This is a genomic window from Paenibacillus pectinilyticus (genome assembly GCF_001700435.1).
Lineage (GTDB): Bacteria > Bacillota > Bacilli > Paenibacillales > NBRC-103111 > Paenibacillus_E > Paenibacillus_E pectinilyticus.
In genome coordinates, this window is sequence record NZ_LYPC01000026.1 from 250497 (window position 1) to 270249 (window position 19753).

The 19753-nt window shown below is 47.5% G+C and carries 24 protein-coding genes; 18 read left to right on the forward strand and 6 right to left on the reverse strand.

The features are described 5' to 3' along the window. The first annotated feature begins 311 nt into the window (after positions 1 to 311). From A8709_RS21530 to A8709_RS21555, 6 genes are all read left to right on the forward strand, one after another. Complete coding sequence (locus tag A8709_RS21530) at positions 312 to 851, forward strand: hypothetical protein (RefSeq protein WP_065854972.1); 540 nt, start codon at positions 312 to 314, stop codon at positions 849 to 851. Further along, a complete protein-coding gene (locus A8709_RS21535; protein WP_065854973.1) occupies positions 848 to 1258 on the forward strand; it encodes a GNAT family N-acetyltransferase in 411 nt (136 codons plus the stop codon). Before A8709_RS21530 ends, A8709_RS21535 begins: the two co-directional genes overlap by 4 nt. Before the next feature lie 17 nt (positions 1259 to 1275). Continuing rightward, the gene (locus tag A8709_RS21540; RefSeq protein WP_065854975.1) at positions 1276 to 1782 is read left to right on the forward strand and encodes a DUF402 domain-containing protein; all 507 of its coding nucleotides are present in this window, start codon (positions 1276 to 1278) and stop codon (positions 1780 to 1782) included. 110 nt (positions 1783 to 1892) lie between these two features. Continuing rightward, entirely contained in the window at positions 1893 to 2021 is a 129-nt protein-coding gene (locus A8709_RS35485; protein ID WP_279615889.1) for a hypothetical protein, read from the forward strand. Between the two features lie 145 nt (positions 2022 to 2166). Continuing rightward, positions 2167 to 2430: a hypothetical protein gene (locus A8709_RS21545; protein ID WP_065854977.1), complete on the forward strand. Its 264-nt coding sequence runs from the start codon at positions 2167 to 2169 to the stop codon at positions 2428 to 2430. A gap of 251 nt (positions 2431 to 2681) precedes the next feature. Continuing rightward, entirely contained in the window at positions 2682 to 3239 is a 558-nt protein-coding gene (locus tag A8709_RS21555) for a DUF2569 domain-containing protein (protein WP_084225281.1), read from the forward strand. Positions 3240 to 3338: 99 nt separating this feature from the next. Here A8709_RS21555 and A8709_RS21560 read toward each other — a convergent pair whose 3' ends face one another. The 5 genes from A8709_RS21560 to A8709_RS21580 form a co-directional block, all read right to left on the reverse strand. Then, entirely contained in the window at positions 3339 to 4667 is a 1329-nt protein-coding gene (locus A8709_RS21560) for an FtsW/RodA/SpoVE family cell cycle protein (protein WP_065854982.1), read from the reverse strand. Further along, a complete protein-coding gene (locus A8709_RS21565; RefSeq protein ID WP_065854984.1) occupies positions 4664 to 4996 on the reverse strand; it encodes a PadR family transcriptional regulator in 333 nt (110 codons plus the stop codon). The genes A8709_RS21560 and A8709_RS21565 overlap by 4 nt, the downstream gene beginning before the upstream one ends. Positions 4997 to 5176: 180 nt before the next feature. Continuing rightward, positions 5177 to 5650 (reverse strand): SRPBCC family protein, encoded by a 474-nt coding sequence (locus A8709_RS21570; protein WP_065854986.1) that lies wholly within the window; start codon positions 5648 to 5650, stop codon positions 5177 to 5179. 29 nt (positions 5651 to 5679) lie between these two features. Further along, on the reverse strand, positions 5680 to 6120 hold the full coding sequence (locus A8709_RS21575) for an SRPBCC family protein (protein ID WP_065854988.1): 441 nt from the start codon (positions 6118 to 6120) through the stop codon (positions 5680 to 5682). A 14-nt stretch (positions 6121 to 6134) separates the two neighbouring features. Then, the gene (locus A8709_RS21580; protein WP_065854990.1) at positions 6135 to 6623 is read right to left on the reverse strand and encodes a MerR family transcriptional regulator; all 489 of its coding nucleotides are present in this window, start codon (positions 6621 to 6623) and stop codon (positions 6135 to 6137) included. 196 nt (positions 6624 to 6819) lie between these two features. Between A8709_RS21580 and A8709_RS21585 the strand changes: the two genes are divergently transcribed. Further along, positions 6820 to 7236 carry a VOC family protein gene (locus tag A8709_RS21585; RefSeq protein WP_065854992.1) on the forward strand — a complete coding sequence of 139 codons (417 nt, stop codon included), beginning with the start codon at positions 6820 to 6822 and terminating at the stop codon, positions 7234 to 7236. An 84-nt stretch (positions 7237 to 7320) separates the two neighbouring features. On the opposite strand, the gene A8709_RS21590 is transcribed toward A8709_RS21585, so the two are convergent. Then, positions 7321 to 9333 (reverse strand): beta-galactosidase, encoded by a 2013-nt coding sequence (locus A8709_RS21590; protein WP_065854994.1) that lies wholly within the window; start codon positions 9331 to 9333, stop codon positions 7321 to 7323. Positions 9334 to 9479: 146 nt separating this feature from the next. Between A8709_RS21590 and A8709_RS21595 the strand changes: the two genes are divergently transcribed. The 11 genes from A8709_RS21595 (at position 9480) to A8709_RS21645 (ending at position 19749) form a co-directional block, all read left to right on the forward strand. Next, positions 9480 to 10313 (forward strand): AraC family transcriptional regulator, encoded by an 834-nt coding sequence (locus A8709_RS21595; protein ID WP_065854996.1) that lies wholly within the window; start codon positions 9480 to 9482, stop codon positions 10311 to 10313. Positions 10314 to 10470: 157 nt separating this feature from the next. Further along, a complete protein-coding gene (locus tag A8709_RS34715; RefSeq protein WP_065854998.1) occupies positions 10471 to 11274 on the forward strand; it encodes an NPCBM/NEW2 domain-containing protein in 804 nt (267 codons plus the stop codon). Positions 11275 to 11450: 176 nt separating this feature from the next. Then, entirely contained in the window at positions 11451 to 12227 is a 777-nt protein-coding gene (locus tag A8709_RS21605; protein ID WP_065855000.1) for an ABC transporter ATP-binding protein, read from the forward strand. Positions 12228 to 12245: 18 nt separating this feature from the next. Further along, entirely contained in the window at positions 12246 to 13067 is an 822-nt protein-coding gene (locus tag A8709_RS21610; protein ID WP_065855002.1) for an ABC transporter permease, read from the forward strand. Between the two features lie 33 nt (positions 13068 to 13100). Then, the gene (locus A8709_RS21615; protein ID WP_065855004.1) at positions 13101 to 13958 is read left to right on the forward strand and encodes an ABC transporter permease; all 858 of its coding nucleotides are present in this window, start codon (positions 13101 to 13103) and stop codon (positions 13956 to 13958) included. A 22-nt stretch (positions 13959 to 13980) separates the two neighbouring features. Beyond that, entirely contained in the window at positions 13981 to 15576 is a 1596-nt protein-coding gene (locus A8709_RS21620; protein ID WP_065855006.1) for an FAD-dependent oxidoreductase, read from the forward strand. Further along, a complete protein-coding gene (locus A8709_RS21625) occupies positions 15573 to 15914 on the forward strand; it encodes a 4Fe-4S dicluster domain-containing protein (protein WP_065855008.1) in 342 nt (113 codons plus the stop codon). Before A8709_RS21620 ends, A8709_RS21625 begins: the two co-directional genes overlap by 4 nt. A 184-nt stretch (positions 15915 to 16098) precedes the next feature. After that, entirely contained in the window at positions 16099 to 17703 is a 1605-nt protein-coding gene (locus tag A8709_RS21630) for an FAD-dependent oxidoreductase (protein WP_065855010.1), read from the forward strand. Further along, positions 17700 to 18035: a 4Fe-4S dicluster domain-containing protein gene (locus A8709_RS21635; protein WP_065855011.1), complete on the forward strand. Its 336-nt coding sequence runs from the start codon at positions 17700 to 17702 to the stop codon at positions 18033 to 18035. Before A8709_RS21630 ends, A8709_RS21635 begins: the two co-directional genes overlap by 4 nt. Before the next feature lie 12 nt (positions 18036 to 18047). After that, positions 18048 to 19100 carry an ABC transporter substrate-binding protein gene (locus tag A8709_RS21640; RefSeq protein WP_065855013.1) on the forward strand — a complete coding sequence of 351 codons (1053 nt, stop codon included), beginning with the start codon at positions 18048 to 18050 and terminating at the stop codon, positions 19098 to 19100. A 34-nt stretch (positions 19101 to 19134) separates the two neighbouring features. Continuing rightward, entirely contained in the window at positions 19135 to 19749 is a 615-nt protein-coding gene (locus tag A8709_RS21645) for a nitroreductase family protein (RefSeq protein WP_141692609.1), read from the forward strand. Positions 19750 to 19753: the final 4 nt, after the last annotated feature.

The following is a 19753-nucleotide window of genomic DNA, read 5'->3' on the forward strand; positions in this document are numbered from 1 at the left end:
AATCTTCGTTTTAGGATTTTTATGCGTTTGTCTAACTTGTACACTCTTTACACCCATTGGATGGCATGCGAGGGTTGTGTTAGCGGAAAGAATGCTCAGTACTAGATACCAGTCGTACACTTTTTTAATTGTAGGCAAAGCCAAAAGAGATCAGATGATACGAGATCGTATCATTGCTTTCTGCGGGTATATGCCAGATGAGCAACATCCCTGCTTCTAATTACGAACGATGTTATAATAAATTTGTCCATGGAGAGTAGTGGAATAGACTTGTACAATAGCACATGAAGCTATGAGAAGAGGAATGAAGCATGAATTTTACTATGAATAATATAAAAGATGTAACTGAAAAATTTGATAAATTCGGCATCACCTACTCATTAGGTGGGAGTGGTTTACTGCTCAGTTTGGGGTTAACGAATTCGATTAATGACTGGGATGTCATGGTAGAGGCGCCAAAAGATCATGTTTTGAAAGCCCTAACGCCTTTTAACATAGAAGAAAAACCATGCGGCGACTATCCGTTCGGAACCGCTTATAAGCTGCTCGTACATAACCAAAGGCCTCAAGTAGAAATACTTGGGGGATTTTCGATTAATAGCCCTATGGGTCTTTGTAAAATACCATCTATCCCGAGCGTGATTTGGAATGGCATTCATATCGGTAGTCCCGAAGCGTGGTATGTGGCGTATGCTTTGATGAATAGGAAGGAGAAGGCGGATGTCCTGCTTTCTTATTTGAAGAATGTCGGTGCCAATGCCGAGACGATTCAACTATTGTTGAATGAACCGCTTCCGGATGAAATGCTAGAGGAAATATCCTCTCTGAATAGGGGCGACAACTATAAATGAAAATTGATGTTGCAACAGAATCCGATTATGCATATATTCTGAAACATGATCTCCATATTGCAGAATGCTTAATCATGCCGAAAATTAATAACAAAGAAATATGGATGTTACGAAATGAAGAAGCAAGCACTATCGGTTGGTTGAGATACGGGTATTTTTGGGATAACACACCTTTTATGAATATGATGAAGATTGATGAGCCATATCGGGGCAAGGGTTTAGGGAAGAGAGTAGTTTACTTTTGGGAAAACGAAATGAAACAAAGAGGCTTTAAATCGGTTATGACGTCAACATTGGCAAACGAAGAGGCACAGCATTTTTATAGAAAATTGGCATATAAGGATGCAGGTTGTCTATTACTCCCAAATGAACCGTTAGAAATATTATTATTTAAAACATTAATATAAAGCAAAAGGACGTTACCATGACAAACCAAATCACTATACAAGCCCTAAAATACGGCGATTTACTACATTATGAATGGAACACCACGTTACTGGAAAAGACGGATTCACATGTTTTCGTATTAGGTGAGTACGGAAGGCAACTACATCACTACACAAAGCAAAATGTGTTTACGATCGAGAACTGGACGATTGAATATTTCTCATTCGATTCTTGGTTTACGGTCAGCGCGGACGTCGTCGGTGGTAAGATCCAACAATACTATTGCAACATCAACCAACCAGCGAAGATGAACGGTAATACGGTTTCTTTCGTAGATTTGGACCTGGATTACGTGCAGAGAAAGGGCGTATGGATGGTCGTTGATGAGGATGAGTTTGAGACGAACGCCATGAAGTTTGAGTATCCGCAAGAACTTATACATAGAGCGGAACAAGAGTTGAGGAACTTGAAGGACTTGATAAGTAGAAAAGAATTCCCGTTCGATGGAGCAATTGAAAAGTTCCTTGAACGCATTCCGAAGTGACATCGTTCTATCTCAATTATAGCTTCATAAGTTTCACTTTCGGAGGCCGATTTACAGGATTTACACCATATGTTACGCACGAGAAAACATGACAAGGGAGCGTATGCGAAATGAGCCAAGAGGTGACAGATCTGTTCGATGGTCCGCCAGAAAGAAAGATGCTGAAGTTGCGGCAAGAACAAACATTTGATTCCGAGCAGCTATCGGCGCTGTTACGTCAGGCCGCTGCGACGCTTTAATTGCAGAGAGATGGATATGAAGCTTGCTTCGCGGCGGCTTCTTTTTGCTATTCCATTTAATGGTTGATTTCGCAAATCACGAGATGGCATAATTAGGGAAATAAGCGTCGTGAATGAGCTAATCCTAGGAAGGAGTTTTGGCAATATGCAACGCTTTAAGTTTATGTATAAGCAATTCTTAAAAGAGCCGCTTTGGTTTAAAATACTGGTTCTTTCCATGTTGATGATCTCGGTTGTTTTTAGCAGTTCCAGCTTTGCGAACGAAGGCTATTATCAAAGTATTGCTAAGTTGGCAGCGGCAATTTTTTTATGTTCATATGCCTTCAAGCTGCGGAGGAATATAAAAGTCTCAGGTGTTCTTTATGTTCTTGCGGGCTTATGCCTTTATCTGGCTTTGGATCTGTCATAAGACTTTTTTGGGGGTTAAAACACAATGACAATACTTACATTCCTTCTAATCGCTTGGATATTAAATTGGTTTAAATTTGAACGGTTGATTATTGGGGCGTTTAAGGAACTATTTAATAAAGAGATTACAACAGCAACTTATTATTTCTTGTTCTTTTGCCTAGGTGTATTCGGAGATATGGTACTACTGATTCAAGGTGCTTATTATGACTATTTCTTGAATAGATAAAGCAACACGTAATCCTCCCATAGATGGAGAAGAAAATAGGTGCCTACATGTCACAGATTGATAATGAATTGGCCATGAAAGATGAACCTGTTATGAGATCTGGGAATGAACCGCCATTAGATGAACATCAGAAACTTTATGGTTTTGGTGGCTGGTTGTATTTCGTTGTAATTGGCCTGCTGCTTACCTTTGGAAACTCCTTGTATTATTTACTTACGACCTTGTTGCCGATCTACAAGGATGGACTTATCTCTGATTTACAAAGTGAAAACGGCAACTACTTAGTACTCATTATTTACGAAACGGTTACCTACCTATTTTATGTACTTTTCCCGCTTTATGTGGGGTATCTTGGCTTCAAAAAAATGAAGCGAGTAAGGACAATGATCATTTGTTTTTACTTACTTAATTTTGCTTTCAATGTCGGTTACTATTTTGTTGCAAATTCAATCGAGGAATTGGCATCACCTGATTTTATTGGTGAACAGGGAAGAAACATCGTGAAGTCCCTTATTACTTGTATCGTGTGGATCCCTTATTTTATTAACTCGAAGAGAGTAAAGTGTACGTACGTGAATTGAGCTGGATACCGCCATACAAGAATAGGCCATCCTGCAAAGGATGGCTTTTTCGATGTTTATCTAACTCGAGGATGATCGGAGTCTATTCTTACGGTTGTTCTAATTAAAACGCCAAGTACCAAGGTCCTTACGTCTATACACACTGAGCATGAGGCCTATGGAAATAAACTGGAAAATAACAAGTGATCCGCTAAAGCTGATAAATGGAAGATGAAATGAGCCGTATGGGGCTAGCCCGATTGACATAAGCATACTCCAAATATACTGCACTACAAACATGGTCAATAAACTAGAGACTAATGCTTTCCCGTAGGGGTCTTTCACTTTCCGAGAAACGCCAACCGTTTGTTGGACAAACAGGATTATCATAATCACCAAAGCAATGCCTGCCCCCCAACCGAAACAATAGATGAGAAAAGGGAACATCATTTCGTACTGGAGATTAGGCAAAGCACTCAGCGGGGCACCAAATCCATGTCCCCACCAACCAGCGGATTGCAAAGCCAGCTTGGACTGGGTGAGCATATAGTTCATGCCTTGCTGATCTTCATGGGCATGTAAAAATGCAAATAGACGTTGTACTTTATAGAGGCTTAATAAGAACCATCCAAAAGAAGCGACAATTAGAACGAAGTGAGCAGCGAGGATGATTCGCTTTTTTCTCAAAACCAGTAACATGCACAAACATCCAATAAAGAAAAGAAGGAAATTGGGTATTGAATGGGTGTTTAATAGTAATACACTTGGCAACCAGACGGTTCCTACGTAGATCCAACTCTTGTGAATGAATGTTCGCAGGGATGATTCGTTAGTAAGTTTTTGCCGGGGTGTGCTCCAAATCCCAGCTAACGCGATCAGAAGCAAGTAGGGGGAAAGAGCAGAGATATTCATTTGAATGGGTCCCCATCTTACATAACCTCCAAGTTCTTGAATAACTGTCCTAGTTAGTATGGTGTAGCTAAGCAACGCGATCACTCCGAAATAGACACCCCATGAATACCTTGCTAATTTACTATAGTTACTAAAGCCAATCATCAACATTAAGCATGACCCTGTGCCCAAATAAACAATTTGTTTCAGACCGATGGCGTCTAGATTTTGACGATAGGAAGCCATTTGAGCTGAAAATATAGCGACCAACCCCATCGACATAAAGAGAACGATAATCGCAAGCAGCCCCCAATTAAAACGAGGCCTATGCGCCTTATGAAACTGCTGTCCAATTAGATCGGGCGTTCCCATTTGACCAATAGCTTCCTTAATGGCTGAATCCAGATTCATGCCGCGATTAAGTTTTTCGTCGATCAGGTCCTGTAAGTGACTCTCAAGCTCCATGCGTACTTCGCGATGGACTTCTTTCGCTTTAATTTGATGACAAACTTGTTTCAGAAAAGCTCGGATCTCCTCATGCTGAGCTAACGAATTCATACGCCGCCCTCCCCCAGAACGCGATCAACCGTATTGCGAAAGAGCGACCATTCTTCCTTCTTCACCTTGAGTTCACCCTTGCCCGCCTTGGTTAGTCGATAATTCTTTCGTTTCCGGCCTTCTTTTTCGTCCCAATAAGCTTCCACATAACCCTCTGACTCCAGTGTGTGCAAAATCGGATAGAGCGTACCCTCCTTTAACGTAAATACGCCATCGGAGTATTTTTCCATCTCTTTGGTCATTTCGTATCCATACATGTCTTTGCGATCTAAAAGGGTAAGGATCAGAATGACGGTGCTTCCTTTCATGAGCTCTTTATTGATTTTCATGGGAAACTCCTTTCTGTATATACTGAAATTCGATGCATCGATTATCTATGTATAAGTATAAAGGATAGAAGTAATATTGGCAATTAAATCCAAATTACCCAAACGAGACGTAACTAAAGCACGTGAAAAAGCCGACCTAGTGGCCGGCAGGTGATCTCTTTTCAAACCATTATAGCTGCCTTAGACTGACTTCATCTTCTGCAACTGTATGCCAAGTCGATCTAAGTTTTGCTCATTAGCTTCTGGTGCATATTTGCTAGCTGCGTTAAATTCAGAAGCCGTACTGAAAAGCTGGCGGAAGGTCAGTTTAGTTTGGCTTCCAAGATCCTCCAGGATAGCTGTTATCTGAAAATGAGGTGCCGAAAGATGCCGCAGTACGATCCGTTCAGGCCCGATTTCAACGAACTCGCTTTTGTTGGGATAATCGACACCATTGGGCCCATGCATGACGAATTGCCATGCTCCGCCCGGCCGTAAATCAAATTCGTGAAACGTATTCGTAAAACCGTTCGGCCCCCACCACTTAGCCAAATGATCAGGATTTGTCCAAGCTTCGTAAACGAGATCGCGGGGGGCGTCGAAAACACGCGAAGCGATCAATTCGTACGCTTCCGCTGCGCTGGTATCGTTGTTTATACCCTGTTTTTCAGTCATGTTCCATGCCTCCTTAAATGATAAAACGTTTAGCTATTCTCAAACAGTATACCCAGCTTGTCCAACATTTCTTTGGTGCCATGTTCACGTTGAGCCGGTGAGTCGTGACCATCAAGGAAAACGCCTTGTTCAGTGAAAATGAGCTTCGTACCGGCACCTTCTGGCTTGAACTCGACAGTTGTCACGGAAATCGAAAGCCGTTTATCATCCATATCCAAAGTATAGGAGTAAACAATGCGCTCGTTCTGAACGATGTCTTGATACTGGGCATCGAAGGTAAATACGGGGCCGCCTGGAGGACCACCTTGACTTTTTTCCGCACCGCCGACCCGGAAATCGAATTCATCGGCTTTTGAAAACCATTGTTCTTTCAGCTTAGGATCCGCCCAGTTGGCAAATACTCGCGTTGGTGAGGCTTTATACACCCGTTCGACGACGAAGGTGTTGTGTAAGGCAATTCGTTCGTTCATACTTGTCAGCTCCCTTAGTTTGAATCGTCGGAATTTCCGTCTACGAGGTCACCAAGCAGATCCAGCCGGCGTTCCCACGTCATCCGACGTTCGAGTACATATTTTTCATGACTATTTTTCATCATTTCCAGTAATTTGGTGAAATCATCAACCGTCACAGGTTGTTTCAACTGCATGAGATTGGAGACGTACTCCAATTCGACCAAGAGATTCTGCTCTCTCTGAATATTTTCCTTTAGTCGAGCGATTTGTAGCGAAACGATCTCCAGCGGGCTGAACTGCGCGCCGGTTAAGACGGACTTTACCTCATCGAGCGATAAGCCGAGCTCTTTTAACGATAAAATTTGCTGCAGCCGCGACAGATCAGCTTCATTGTACAGCCTGTGTCCCGAATCGGAATGCGCCGAGGGCGAGAACAAGCCGATTTGATCGTAGAATCGCAACGTTCGTATCGTGAGTCCCGTAAGCTTCGCAAGCTCTCCTACTTTCCAAAGCCGCTTCATGACCATCTCCTTTTTGCTGTGCTAGCTGTTTACCGGTAACTATACTATAAAACATGACGTAACGTCAGGTTCAAGTGTTTTACTGATTTTTTTGGAAAATATATAAAGTACACCGATGAATTTCCGCATCAGCTTTCGTCTAAATAAACGAAGGCATCAATGACAACAAACCAATTTAACGATGAGGTGTTTAAAAATGGCACTAATGTCCACATTCACGAGCTTCAATCTGCCTGTAAACAACGTAGAACAATCGAAGGCGTTCTTCACCGGACTCGGATTCGAGCTCAATCCGCAATTCCCCGAAAATGAGAAGTCGGTAGCCATCGTGATCGGCGACAACCTGCAGGTCATGCTGCTCACCAAAGAAATTTTAAAGTCGCTCACACAGAAGGAAACCGTTGATACAGAAAAGTATGCGCAGATGACGATCGCATTGGCCTTCGAGAGCCGAGAAAAGGTGGATGAAATCGTGAATACTGCGGTCTCCTTGGGCGGGAAATCGTATGAAGAACCTGAGGATTATGGATTCATGTATCATTGGGCCTTCGAGGACTTGGACGGCCATATGTGGGCAATCAACTACATGAACACGGATGCAGCTCAAGGTTAAGGATAACAGAGAGCGCACTCCTACTTGGATTAACAAGGAAAGACGCCGGGCACCTTCCCCAGCGTCTTCTTCACGATGATTAGTTTATTGCTGCCGAATCACCATCACCCCATATGGCGCAAGCGTGATCAGCCCTCCGACCGAAGAACCATCGAGGAGACTAACGTGATCCCCCGGTATCTCGAAGCGTTTTCCCTCATTCGTATAGTTCAAAAGCACCCAAAACGGCTGCCCATCCTTCGTCTTGGCAATAATCTCAACGCCGCTCACCGGTTCGCGCAGCAACGGTACTAATCCCTCCCGCTGGGCAACGAGCTTCATCAGCTCGCCAAGCGCAACAGCATCTAGATCACAGCCCACGTAATAAACGTGCCCCTCACCATAACGATTCACGGTCACCGCGGGCTGCCCCGCATAGTAATGACTGTCGTAAGTCGCCAAAACCTCGGCGCCGTTACTATTCAGGACATCCGCCCAAATAGCGGCGGTACCTTCCCCGAACTCAGCTTTCACCTTAACGGTTCGCCCGAAATTAATCGAATCGAACTCCTCCAGCTCGACGCCCGCCATCTCTCTGAAATGGCCAGGTACCGTCAGCGTCGACATCTGATTGTTCCACGTCTTGGTGCCGGAGCGGAAGGTGATCAGCAAAGCGCCGCCTCCAGCGACATAGGCTTCACATTTGGCGGAAATCTCCGCTGTCATCAGGTTAAAAGCGGGCATCATCACCATTTTATACTTGGCAAAATCCGTCTCGACACTCGTCACATCCAGATTGATGTGCTGATCCGCAATAGCATCGTAATACGCATTCAGCAGCATGCCATAACTGAATTTCCGGTTGTGAGGCTGTTGCCGATGACTCCAATAATTATCATAGCTTTTGATAACAGCGATAGGACTCACATTCTGCGAATCCACGAATACATCATTCAATCCCGCCAATTCGGCGCCAAGCTGCTTAATCTCCCGATATCGTCTGCGTCCAATCCCATCATGATCGAGAATCCCATGCCAATACTGCTCGATCCCGACCGTGCACGCGCGCCAGCGGAAATAGACCATCGCTTCCGCACCATGCGCTAACGCTTGATACGTCCACAACCTCAACTGCCCGGGCTCCGGCGTGTCGCCCATATGCTGCCAACCGCAGGGACCGCTTTGCTGCTCCATCATCCAGAAATTCTGCTCCTTAATGCCTCGCATCAGATCATGCGCCATGGAAGCGCTGGACGGTGAGGCTTTGCCCCACATGTTATTCGGATAATTGTCCCAACAGATGAAATCGAGATCTTTGCCCAGTTTAAAATAGTCCAAATCACTCGCATGCCCCATTAAATTATGGGTGATTGGCAATGCCGTGTAAGCGCGGATCTCATCGATTTGAGCCTTTTGATAGGCGACCGTTGCGTCGGTGAAAAAACGATGATAATCCAGCAGCATGCCCGGATTGTGATTATGAGGCGTGGAGAGGTCGCCAGCGCCTGCATTTTGGCTGAAGCCATCGCTAGAAGAATAGGCCGGTAGGTCGATTTCATCGAAATGCCGATACGTCTGGCTCCAGAAAATCGTTCCCCATTCGCGATTCAATGCTTCAATAGTGTCATATTTACGATTCAACCACTTGCGGAATTCACGCAAATCACTCTGGCAATAGCAGGGACCGCCAAACTCATTGTCCACCTGCCAAGCGACGACATGCGGGTTGTCTGCGTAATGCTCTGCCATTTTGCGCGCTATCCGCTTCGAATGTTCGATATAGACGGCGTGATTCGGACAGTAATGGCGGCGGGTACCAAAGCCTTTCTTTAATCCATACACATCCACTGGATACATATCCGGATGCAGATCCATCAGCCATTTGGGCGCAGCAGCCGTCGGCGTACCTAAGATAATCTGAATCCCTTCCGACGCCAGCACTTCAATTGCGCGATCCAGCCAGGAGAAGTCATACACGCCGAGTTCGGGCTCCATTTTAACCCACGCAAATTCAGCTAATCTTACGATATTCATCCCAGCTTCACGCATCATTCTCGCATCCAATGTCCAACGTTCTTCCGGCCAATGTTCGGGGTAATAGTCAACGCCAAAGTACATAGCAGCTCCACCTCATTAATGAAATAATACCAGGATATTGCTTTTCTGAAAGACTATACATACATTATAAGTAGGAATTAAAAAGGGTGTAAATCCTATCATCTTGCTGAGCATATAACTATTTTGCTCTTTATAGGAGAATTGCGATGAGACTGAATTATTTTATGCCAAAGCCTCAAAATGAACATTACGTCTGCTTCCCGGAGTCGTTCGGACATTATTACGAGGAGCCTGCTCATAGAGAAGTGCGAGAAGGTGGCCAACTGACCACATACAATTTACACATCGTTTCAAAAGGCAAGGGATACCTGAAATTAGGTGGCGAGATCGTCGAGATGCAGGCTGGGAGTGGCTTTTTATATGGACAAGCTTGTGAGCAATCCTACTATGCCGATGAGGAAGATCCCTGGGAAGTCAGGTGGGTGCATTTCTGGGGTGCAGGTGTCGAGTCGTTGCTGCAAGGGAAGGGGGAGGACAAAGTTTGGCTTTTCTCCTGGCAAGGAAATGAGCAAATCATCGAGCTGATGGATGACATGTTGGCGTGTGGGGAATCTTTTGCGCAAAAGAAAGAGCCCCATCTATCCGCGGTTCTCTACGAGCTGCTTGCCGAATTAGTGCAGCATGCCGAGAATCTGCAAGGCGCACCGGTGTTTGAGATGCGGGAGAAGATGCTCAAAGCCTCTGAATGGATCCGCGTCAATTGCCAGCAAACCATGACCCTGAAAGAGATGGCCGCGATGATCGGGCTCAGTCCTTTTTATTTTTCGAGGCAGTTTCATCACATGATCGGGAAAGCGCCAAGCGAATTTCTGCTGGAGAGCCGCATTCTTAAATCTAAGCAGCTGTTGGTGGGCACCGACATGACCGTGAAAGAAATTGCCGAACGGGTCGGTTTCTCGCAGAGTTCATACTATATTAAGCGTTTCCGTCTATCGGAGGGGATGACGCCGGAGCAGTTTCGGTTGATGCGGAAGTCATAAGCATAGTTTGTGATTTTTTTGTAAAAAAATGATGAATGTTCAATTTAATTCGACATAAAACGACGGCATTTGCACCACGCCTCATGTAAAATATTAGAGTTGTTTCATAGTAAAGAAAAAAGTAGAAACATCTAATCAGAGAACAAGGGGAATTCGAATGAGAAAGTATGTACAAGGATTTATTGGGGGATTTTTGATTTGTCTTTTATTATCAGGAACGGTGGTTTATGCAGCAACAGGCAGTTCCAAAATTGAGGTGTATTTCAAAAATTTAACGTATCTATTTGACGGAGTTAAGAAAGCTCCTCCTCAAGATGCCAAAGGTTTCATTTATAACGGAAATACCTATGTACCACTACGATTTATTACGGAAACATTAGGTAAAGAAGTGAAATGGGATGGAACAACGGAAACGATCTCGATTGGTAATAGTACCACTGGCACTACTACCACGCCATCACCTACGCCTACCCCGAATGCCTCTGCGCAGAATGAACAGTATTTGAGTGAACTCGTCTATGACTCCAAAGAAGGAGATGCCTATGCTTTCTTAAGTCTAGATAATTGGGAGAAATTCGCTTGGAATACGATAATCGGCGATCCATTCCAGATTCATGGCATGATATTTAGACATGGTCTAGGCGTGCATTTGAACAAATCAGGTCCACCTTGGGAAAAGGAAACCGGAGGCGCCGTCACCTATTCTTTAAATGGCCAATATAAGAAACTGACAGGATACGTCGGTATTGATGATTCCGTTAGTAAAAGCAAAGGGAAAGGTAAGCTGACCGTAACGGGGGATGGCAAGGTGCTGTCAGTGACAAGTGACGTAATTGCTAATACAGATTCGATCGCTATCAATGTCGATATCACGAATGTGAAGGTCCTGGAAATCCGATTCCAGTCCAATCGAAACGATCAAGTCAATTTGGTATTCGCTGAAGCGAAGTTAGTGAAATAAATAAAATAGGCTGAAATCCAATATCCGATAAAACTTATAGGAATATATTAAATTATTATTGACGAAGTTTATTACGGAGTGGTACTCTGGAAATGTGACCACCGTATGAACGGAGACACTTATTCTCTTTCGAGAGAAAAGTGTCTCTTTTTTAATTTAAAGAGGAGTTGAACCTGATGAGCGAACCGTTATTGAAACTCGAGTATGTGAACAAGACTTTTCAGTCCAGCAAAGGGGCTGTTCAAGCCTTACACAACATCCAGCTGCATGTCAAAGAAGGGGAATTTATTACGGTCATTGGTCCCAGTGGCTGCGGCAAAAGCACGCTGCTCAAGATCATCGCCGGACTGGATGTTCAGCATACCGGAGAGGTTCGGCTCGGGGGTCAGGTGATACAAGGACCGGGCATTGATAAGGGCTTTATTTTCCAAGAGCCAAGGCTGTTCCCATGGTTAACGGTTGAGAAGAATATTGCAGCTGACCTCTCGCTAAGAGACCCCGAAGTTCGCAAGAAGGTGGATGAACTGATCGAGCTTGTCCGCTTAGATGGCTTTCAGAAATCGTTCCCGAGGGAGTTGTCGGGCGGGATGGCGCAACGTGTGGCCATAGCGAGAGCCTTGCTTCGCAATCCGAAGGTGCTGCTGCTTGATGAGCCGTTCGGCGCATTGGATGCTTTTACGCGAACACACATGCAAGAAGTGTTGATTGATATTTGGCAGAAAAATAAAACGACGATGATTTTCGTCACGCATGATATCGATGAGGCGATCTATCTAGCCAATCGTGTTGTGATTCTGAAACCTAGGCCTGGCGCCATACGGAACATCGTTCCCATTGATCTGCCGATTCCGAGGAAGAAGACGACGACGTCTTTTCAGGAGCTGCGCCTAAAAGTATTGAATGAGTTCGAGAAAATTGAAGAACTTGAATTAATAGATAGCTCGGGTATTTAAAAGAATGGGGGGAGCCTTATGAGCCAAACACAACCACAAGTACAACTAGCAACGGCCCATCAACTACGATTCAAACAACGGATAAACCGAGCTCTGCTAGGTGCTTTGGTGCCCTTTCTCGTGCTGCTTGCCTGGCAGGTATTAGGTCAACAGGGCGTGATTTCATCGCTGCTGTTTCCAACACCACTGCGCATTCTGAACGCAGGCATTCGACTGATTCAAACAGGTGAGCTCTACGACAATATCAAAATTAGTGTGCTGCGAGCGCTCTCTGGCTTCGTCCTTGGCGGCTCATTGGGGCTTGCCTTCGGTATTCTCGTTGGTTTATTCCGCAAGACGGAGAAAGCCTTAGACCCAACGGTCCAAATGCTGCGCATGGTGCCACACTTGGCGATCGCGCCCTTATTCATTCTATGGTTTGGAATCGGGGAAACGGCCAAAATTCTTCTTATAGCCAAAGGCGCTTTTTTCCCACTGTATATCAATGCTTTCCTAGGAATTCGTGGTGTGGACAACAAGCTATTCGATGTAACACGTGTGTTAGGGTTTAGCAAATGGAAGCAGATCATCCGCCTCACGATCCCCGGAGCGCTGCCTCATATTCTACTAGGCGTTCGCATCTCATTAGGGGTGTCCTGGTTAGGACTTGTTGTTGCTGAATTAATGGGATCGACCTCTGGCATTGGTTATATGATGTCGGATGCCCGCCAATTTTCCAAAACGCCGGTTGTCTTCGTTGGTATTATTCTATTTGCCGTATTCGGTATCGTGGCAGATTCCGCCGTCAGGCTGCTCGAACGCAAATGGCTGAGCTGGCGAGACAGCTACAAGGGGCACTAACACTAACTATGGAAAGCTAGAGGGGGAGAAGGTATGAGCAACCGTGTCGAGGCACTGCACCAAGCCACGCAGAGAGTCGGAAAATCCAAGGGGCAGAAGATAGAGGTAATACGAATCAAATGGATATGGGAGAAAGTGAGCGATTTCGTGATCGGCTCGATCGTGCCGGTATTGCTGCTTATCATCTGGCAGGTCGCGGGGGATTTAGGACTGTTTTCACCTTCCTTTTTACCAACCCCTTTAGAAATTGTGGCTGAATTTCGCACGTTGATCGCTTCTGGCGAACTCTCCCAGCACTTAGCCATTTCCCTGCAAAGAGCGCTTGTTGGCTTTCTCATAGGTGGATCGATTGGACTTTTATTCGGTTTTTTCGTTGGTTTTGTGCAAAAGCTGGAGGTCTTGTTAGATCCGTCCTTTCAAATGCTGCGCATGATCCCGCATTTGGCGATCGCGCCTTTAATTATTCTATGGTTTGGCTTTGGTGAGACGTCGAAGATCGTGATCATTGCGAGCGGTGCTTTTTTCCCGATGTACATCTACACGTTTCTGGGGATTCGGAGTGTCGATTATAAATTATTCGAGGTCGCTCAAGTATTGAATTTTAGCAAAACGAAACAAATATTCCGCTTGATTCTCCCAGCTTCCATGCCTGGCATCCTCTTAGGCTTGCGCTTATCGGTGGCGATTTCGTGGCTGGGCCTCGTTGTAGCGGAGCTCATCGGTTCGCAGGAAGGGATTGGCTTCCTTATTAATTATGGTAAACAAAATTCAAACGCAGAACTGATTTTCGTCGGGGTCATCATTTTTGCAGTGATCGGCAAACTGGTGGATTCGCTTGTGCGCTGGTTGGAAAAAAGATGGCTGAGCTGGCGAGACAGCTTCCAAGGTTAGCCTACATCAAGGAGGGATTGCGATGAGTTCAGGCAAAATGACAAAACTAGAAGCCGATGTCTTAGTCATCGGTGGCGGCCCCGCTGGGGCGTGGGCAGCTTGGAGCGCAGCCCAGCAGCATGCGAAGGTCATCCTCGTGGACAAAGGATATTTAGGCTCCAGCGGTGCAACCGCTCCAGGAGGAACGAATCTGTTGTACCTGCCGCCAGATCCCGAGCTGAGAGAGAAAGCTGTCCAGCAACGCTATAAGGAGAGCGGATATTTGGCAGAACCGGCCTGGATTCATCGTGTGCTCGATCAAGTGTATGAGAGCTTGCTGTTAGTGGAGAAATGGGGCTATCCATTTCGCCGTGATGAGAAGGGCGTTCCGTTGCGTGATCATTTGCAGGGACCGGAATACATGAAGTTAATGCGCCGGCAGGTTAGTCGTGCGGGTGTGAAGATTCTCGATCAATCACCAGCCCTAGAGCTGCTCGTTGATGAGCATGGGGTTGGCGGTGCCAGAGGTATCTCGCGATTGGATGATTCCGAATGGGAAATTCGAGCGAATGCTGTCGTGATTGCAACAGGAGGCTGTGCTTTCCTAAGCAAAGGCTTGGGCTGCAACGTCCTCACAGGCGAGGGCGTATTGATGGCGACAGAGCTCGGTGCGGAGCTGTCCGGTATGGAGTTTACGCGTCAGTATGCGCCGAGTGCGGCTTTTGGCACGGTGACCCGTGGCCGCTTGCTGAACTGGGCGACGTATACGTCGGAGGATGGCACGGTGCTGCAAGGCGGGGGACCGAGAGCGGGCGATTTTCTGCCTAAAATGCTAAGCAAAGGCCCGGTCTACGCGGTGCTAAACCACGCGGACACGGTAGAAAAGCAGCAAATCCTGCGCAAGTCGCACGCGATTTTCTTCGTGCCGCTGGATCGCGCAGGCATCGATCCCTTCACAGAACGGTTCCCGCTCACGCTTCGCTATGAGGGAACCGTCCGCGGGACGGGCGGCATCCGCCTCACCGATGAGAGCTGCGCCTCAACGGTGCCGGGCCTTTATGCCGCCGGCGATGCGGCCACCCGTGAACGTGTCACGGGTGCCAAATCTGGCGGAGGCGCGTTCAACGCCTCCTGGGCCATTTCCTCCGGCACGTGGGCCGGTGCCGGAGCGGCGAAGCATGCGCTGGCGCTTGGGCACAGCGCGAGAGATCTCCGACCAGCGGGCCGCTACGGCCTGGTCGATCCAGAAGCAGCCCCCGAGCGCATCTTCGATGCGGGGGGTTTGGTGGAAGCTGTCCAGGGGGAGGTCTTCCCGCTGGACATCAATTACTTCCGCAGTGAGCCCGTGATCCGTCAATCGCTGGCGCGATTGGACGGTCTGTGGGCGAGCTTGCGGGGAGCAGCCGTGCACCCGTCGGTGCAGGGCCGGGTGCGGGCGCGCGAGATCGCCGGGATGATCGCGACGGCGAGGTGGATGTACACCGCTGCGCTCGCACGCAAGGAGACGCGAGGCTTGCATACGCTGCTGGAATACCCGGATACGGACCCAGCGCAGCAATACCGCCTGATTGTCTCAGGGATTGACGAGATTGAGCTGCGCAAAGAGCAGGCTGCGGATCAGGAGGTTGTCACACGATGATTGAATTGGTAAGCACGGAACGTTGCGTAGGTTGCACACTATGCGTGAAGGTATGTCCAACCAACGTGTTTGATAAAGGTCCAGATGGCATTCCGAGCATCGCTAGGCAGGAAGATTGCCAGACGTGTTTTATTTGTGAAGCGTATTGTCCTGTAGATGCGTTGTATGTATCACCGTTCGATTTGCCTCTGGAGGCAGTGCCGACGGAAATGGAGCTTGTCGAGGCTAATCTGCTAGGCAGCTGGCGTGAAACGCTCGGCTGGGGCAAAGGCCGTACGACGTTAGCGGAGCTGGATACGACACCGTTCATTGATCGTATTTTACCTGCGCGTCGATAGGTTGACTGTAAATAAATAGTGTTGACGTCTTGGAAATACGGTGCTACGATGTGTTTAATCTTAGTAAACAACTTGGTTTTGTCGACATACAACTCAATATCCTGTCCAACCGTACACACGGAGGCGTTCCAACAAAGGGATGCCTCTTTTTTGTTCTTATAAGCATTTAGAGGAGGGCATGGTAATGGCAAAGGTTTGGGAAGATAACGAATTGCGTCTCGCTGCAGATGTGCTTGTGATTGGGGGAGGTCCAGCGGGTACGTGGGCGGCTTTAACGGCAGCAACGAATGGCTCCAAAGTAATTCTCGTGGATAAAGGCTACTGTGGTACGAGCGGAGCAACGGCGCCATCTGGCACGGGGGTTTGGTACATTAAGCCAGACGAGAAGCTGCGCGAGGAAGCTAGGCAGAGCCGTTATTTATTGGGAGGCAAATTGGCCGAGGTGCCTTGGATGAATCGGGTGCTGGATCGGACCTATGAGAACATGAATAAGCTGGGCTCCTTGGGGTATCCATTTCCGAAGGATGATATCGGTGATCCCTATAAGCGAGGGCTGCAGGGCCCTGAATACATGAAGTTGATGCGAAAATTGGTACAAAAAGCAGGCGTACAAATTCTCGATCACAGTCCCGTACTCGAATTGCTTGCCGATGAGCATGGGGTTGGCGGTGCAACCGGTGTGAGAACACAAAGCGGGCAAACCTGGACGGTACGTGCAGGAGCAGTGGTTATCGCAACGGGTGGATGTGCTTTTTTAAGCAAAGCCTTAGGAACGAACGTGTTGACTGGGGATGGCTACTTATTGGCTGCAGAATCTGGGGCCGATTTCTCAGGTATGGAATTCTCGAACGCATACGCGATCTGTCCAACCTTCTCATCCGTAACCAAAACAGCCTATTACCGCTACGCCTCCTTCTATCACGAAGATGGCTCGATTGTAGAAGGAGCGGGTTCACAGCGTGGACGCTCGATTATAGCGCGGAATTTGCTGCAAGGCCGTCAGGTCTACGCGAGCTTAGACCAAGCGCCAGAGGACATTCGTCCGTTGCTGCGCGTGAATCAAACGAATTTCTTCCTGCCTTTTGACCGTCTCGGCATCGATCCGTTCAAAGATAAGTTCCCAGTCACCCTTCGCTTAGAAGGTACGGTGCGTGGGACTGGCGGTATTCGTATAGTTGATGAGCAATGCTCGACGATTGTACCAGGTTTATATGCAGCAGGTGATGCAGCTACTCGTGAGCTGATTTGTGGAGGTTTCACAGGCGGTGGCAGCCATAATGCGGCTTGGGCGATGTCTTCAGGTTCATTCGCAGGAGAAGGCGCTGCGAAATTCGCAAAGGATCTTGGCGATAAAGCGGCCAATCGTCAGCTGAAAAGCGTCTCGACCACAACCTTTACGAAGTCGGGATCCGGTCAAATTTTGAGCAAAACAGGCGAAGCGATTCAAGCGGTACAAGAGGAAGTCATGCCGTATGACCGCAATTTGTTCCGTACACAGAAAGGGTTGGAAGGATCAATTAATCGTCTGGATGGCCTGTGGAACGATTTGCGCGAACGTGTGACAACGCAGGATCTGGCAGGTGTTCGTCATCGTGAAGCAGCGGCCATGACAGCGACAGCTCGCTGGATGTACAACACGGCACGTGAGCGTACAGAGACGAGAGGCATGCACAAGCGGGAGGATTTCCCAGAGCTTGATGCAGCGCAACGGTACCGTTTAATCAGTGGTGGGCTAGATCAAGTTTGGACACAAAAGGCTGAAGTGAACAAGGAGGCTGTTACCCCATGATTGAGCTAGTCAGCGAGTCCAAATGCGTATCATGCAACCTCTGTGTGTCGGTGTGTCCGACGAATGTATTTGATCGTGTGGAGAATGGCATTCCCGTCATTGCACGGCAAAGCGACTGCCAAACCTGCTTCATGTGTGAGCTGTACTGCCCAGCGGATGCGCTTTATGTGGCGCCTGATGCGGAGGGACCGATGCTTGTGAGTGAAGAGGTTCTAGATGAGCAAGGACTCTTTGGCGGATATCGCGAGAAAGTTGGCTGGGGCAGAGGACGCAAACCTGTCGCTGAGCATCCCTATATTTATGAATTAACGAAACGAACTTCCATTGGATAAGGAGAATGAAAGATGATAGAGAGACAGAAGCAGAGTAAAAGGGGATTTGGACTTTTCCGTACGACACATGTGGTCATACTTTTAGCGGCTATGGTCGCTTTCTTAGCAGCTTGCGGCAATTCTGACGGAGGTGCGAAGACGGCTGGCGCCAGCGCAGCTGCGACTAGCGGCGGGGCCGCCAAAGTGCAGCCACCAGCGGTAATCAACTACGGTTATATTGGCACGAATAAGCTGAACTTCCCAGGCGGCGCTGAGGGATGGGGCTTTTACAAAGGGATTATCCAAGATGAGTTCAAAAAATACGGCATTACCGATGTCAAGCTCGTTGCTTTCCCGAATGGACCTGACCAAAGTGAGTCGCTGATCAGCGGCAGATTGGATTTCGGCAGCTTAGGTGATACGCCAGCGTTGCTTGCTCGTTCGACTGGAGCGAAGACGAGAGCGATTACGCAAGGCGCGACGGATAGTATAGGTTACCTGATCGGTAAAAAAGGCGGTCCAACAACGATTGCTGATTTGAAAGGTAAAACGATCGCGATCCAAAAAGGATCTTTCATGCACCGTTATATTGCGGGCCTTGTGAAGGAACAAAATGTGCCCGATGTGAAGTTCATCCACATGCTGCGTCCTGATGGCGAAGCAGCCCTGGCTCGCGGGGAAGTGGATGCGATGACGAATAGCGCGATCTTTGCTTTGAAACAAATCGATCAAGGGTTCCCATTGATTGATGATGCCTCCAAGCATCCGAACTTGATTGGAACGAGCATCACGGTTGTTTCGGAGGATTATCTTAAGAAATTCCCTGATTTCCAAAAGGTTTGGAATGAAGCGCGGGCGAAAGCACTCAAGGATTTGCAAGCGAAGCCAGATGAGTATTACCAGTTCCTATCGCAGCTGAATGGATTCACGCCAGAATTGAACAAGAAGGTTACACCGATTTCGTCGATCAGGGATGTTAATTTTGCTGATGATGGTATCAAGCTGCTCGATGGCACGAAGAAATTCCTGGTTGATGAGAAGCTTGCGGAGAAGGATTTTGATCTGAATCAGTGGCTTTTAAAATAAAGGCGTAGCGCCTATCGGAATAGGAATGATAACTATGACAGTATCCACACAAATAGGTTACCAAGAGGCAATTTCTCCCGAAGTAGAAGCGAATCGCAAGGCGGACTATCCGGTTCATTCCCTTTTTCTGAACCGCTGGTCTTCCCGTGCTTTTGAAGAGAAGGAAGTCACGCAAGAGACGTTGCATACCGTTCTAGAGGCTGCTCGGTGGGCGCCATCCAGCTCTAATTTGCAGCCATGGCGATTCGTTGTCGCGCATACAGAAGAGCAGAAACAGAAGTTTCAAGCGTTCATCAAGCCGAACAATCGCTTGTGGACGGATCATGCTCCTGTGTTGTTGCTGCTGCTGTCGCACAAGCTCCGCCAAGATGGCGAGCCCAACGGTGCGCATGCCTTTGATACAGGTGCAGCTTGGGCGTCCATTGCCTTTCAGGCGCATTTGCTCGGTCTAGCAACACGCGCAGTTGGCGGCTATGACCGAGAAAAAGCACGTGAAGTGCTGCAGGTTCCCGCGGAATATGAGCTTCATGCCGTGATTGCTTTAGGTTACCGGGGAGCACGTGAAACATTGGTAGAAGAATTTCAGCAACGTGAGCTTCCGAATGGCCGTCGTGCGCTGAATGAAAGCATTATTGAAGGTTCATTTTAACCGA

Coding starts and splice junctions, on each gene's coding strand:
- A8709_RS35485 (WP_279615889.1), top strand. CDS start 1,893: ATGAGCCAAGAGGTGACAGATCTGTTCGATGGTCCGCCAGAAAGAAAG.
- A8709_RS21645 (WP_141692609.1), top strand. CDS start 19,135: ATGACAGTATCCACACAAATAGGTTACCAAGAGGCAATTTCTCCCGAA.
- A8709_RS21580 (WP_065854990.1), bottom strand. CDS start 6,623: ATGAAGCGGCTTTGGAAAGTAGGAGAGCTTGCGAAGCTTACGGGACTC.
- A8709_RS21530 (WP_065854972.1), top strand. CDS start 312: ATGAATTTTACTATGAATAATATAAAAGATGTAACTGAAAAATTTGAT.
- A8709_RS21585 (WP_065854992.1), top strand. CDS start 6,820: ATGGCACTAATGTCCACATTCACGAGCTTCAATCTGCCTGTAAACAAC.
- A8709_RS21605 (WP_065855000.1), top strand. CDS start 11,451: ATGAGCGAACCGTTATTGAAACTCGAGTATGTGAACAAGACTTTTCAG.
- A8709_RS21570 (WP_065854986.1), bottom strand. CDS start 5,650: ATGACTGAAAAACAGGGTATAAACAACGATACCAGCGCAGCGGAAGCG.
- A8709_RS21535 (WP_065854973.1), top strand. CDS start 848: ATGAAAATTGATGTTGCAACAGAATCCGATTATGCATATATTCTGAAA.
- A8709_RS21575 (WP_065854988.1), bottom strand. CDS start 6,120: ATGAACGAACGAATTGCCTTACACAACACCTTCGTCGTCGAACGGGTG.
- A8709_RS21560 (WP_065854982.1), bottom strand. CDS start 4,667: ATGAATTCGTTAGCTCAGCATGAGGAGATCCGAGCTTTTCTGAAACAA.
- A8709_RS34715 (WP_065854998.1), top strand. CDS start 10,471: ATGAGAAAGTATGTACAAGGATTTATTGGGGGATTTTTGATTTGTCTT.
- A8709_RS21640 (WP_065855013.1), top strand. CDS start 18,048: ATGATAGAGAGACAGAAGCAGAGTAAAAGGGGATTTGGACTTTTCCGT.
- A8709_RS21625 (WP_065855008.1), top strand. CDS start 15,573: ATGATTGAATTGGTAAGCACGGAACGTTGCGTAGGTTGCACACTATGC.
- A8709_RS21615 (WP_065855004.1), top strand. CDS start 13,101: ATGAGCAACCGTGTCGAGGCACTGCACCAAGCCACGCAGAGAGTCGGA.
- A8709_RS21540 (WP_065854975.1), top strand. CDS start 1,276: ATGACAAACCAAATCACTATACAAGCCCTAAAATACGGCGATTTACTA.
- A8709_RS21595 (WP_065854996.1), top strand. CDS start 9,480: ATGAGACTGAATTATTTTATGCCAAAGCCTCAAAATGAACATTACGTC.
- A8709_RS21630 (WP_065855010.1), top strand. CDS start 16,099: ATGGCAAAGGTTTGGGAAGATAACGAATTGCGTCTCGCTGCAGATGTG.
- A8709_RS21555 (WP_084225281.1), top strand. CDS start 2,682: ATGGAGAAGAAAATAGGTGCCTACATGTCACAGATTGATAATGAATTG.
- A8709_RS21620 (WP_065855006.1), top strand. CDS start 13,981: ATGAGTTCAGGCAAAATGACAAAACTAGAAGCCGATGTCTTAGTCATC.
- A8709_RS21590 (WP_065854994.1), bottom strand. CDS start 9,333: ATGTACTTTGGCGTTGACTATTACCCCGAACATTGGCCGGAAGAACGT.
- A8709_RS21635 (WP_065855011.1), top strand. CDS start 17,700: ATGATTGAGCTAGTCAGCGAGTCCAAATGCGTATCATGCAACCTCTGT.
- A8709_RS21565 (WP_065854984.1), bottom strand. CDS start 4,996: ATGAAAATCAATAAAGAGCTCATGAAAGGAAGCACCGTCATTCTGATC.
- A8709_RS21610 (WP_065855002.1), top strand. CDS start 12,246: ATGAGCCAAACACAACCACAAGTACAACTAGCAACGGCCCATCAACTA.
- A8709_RS21545 (WP_065854977.1), top strand. CDS start 2,167: ATGCAACGCTTTAAGTTTATGTATAAGCAATTCTTAAAAGAGCCGCTT.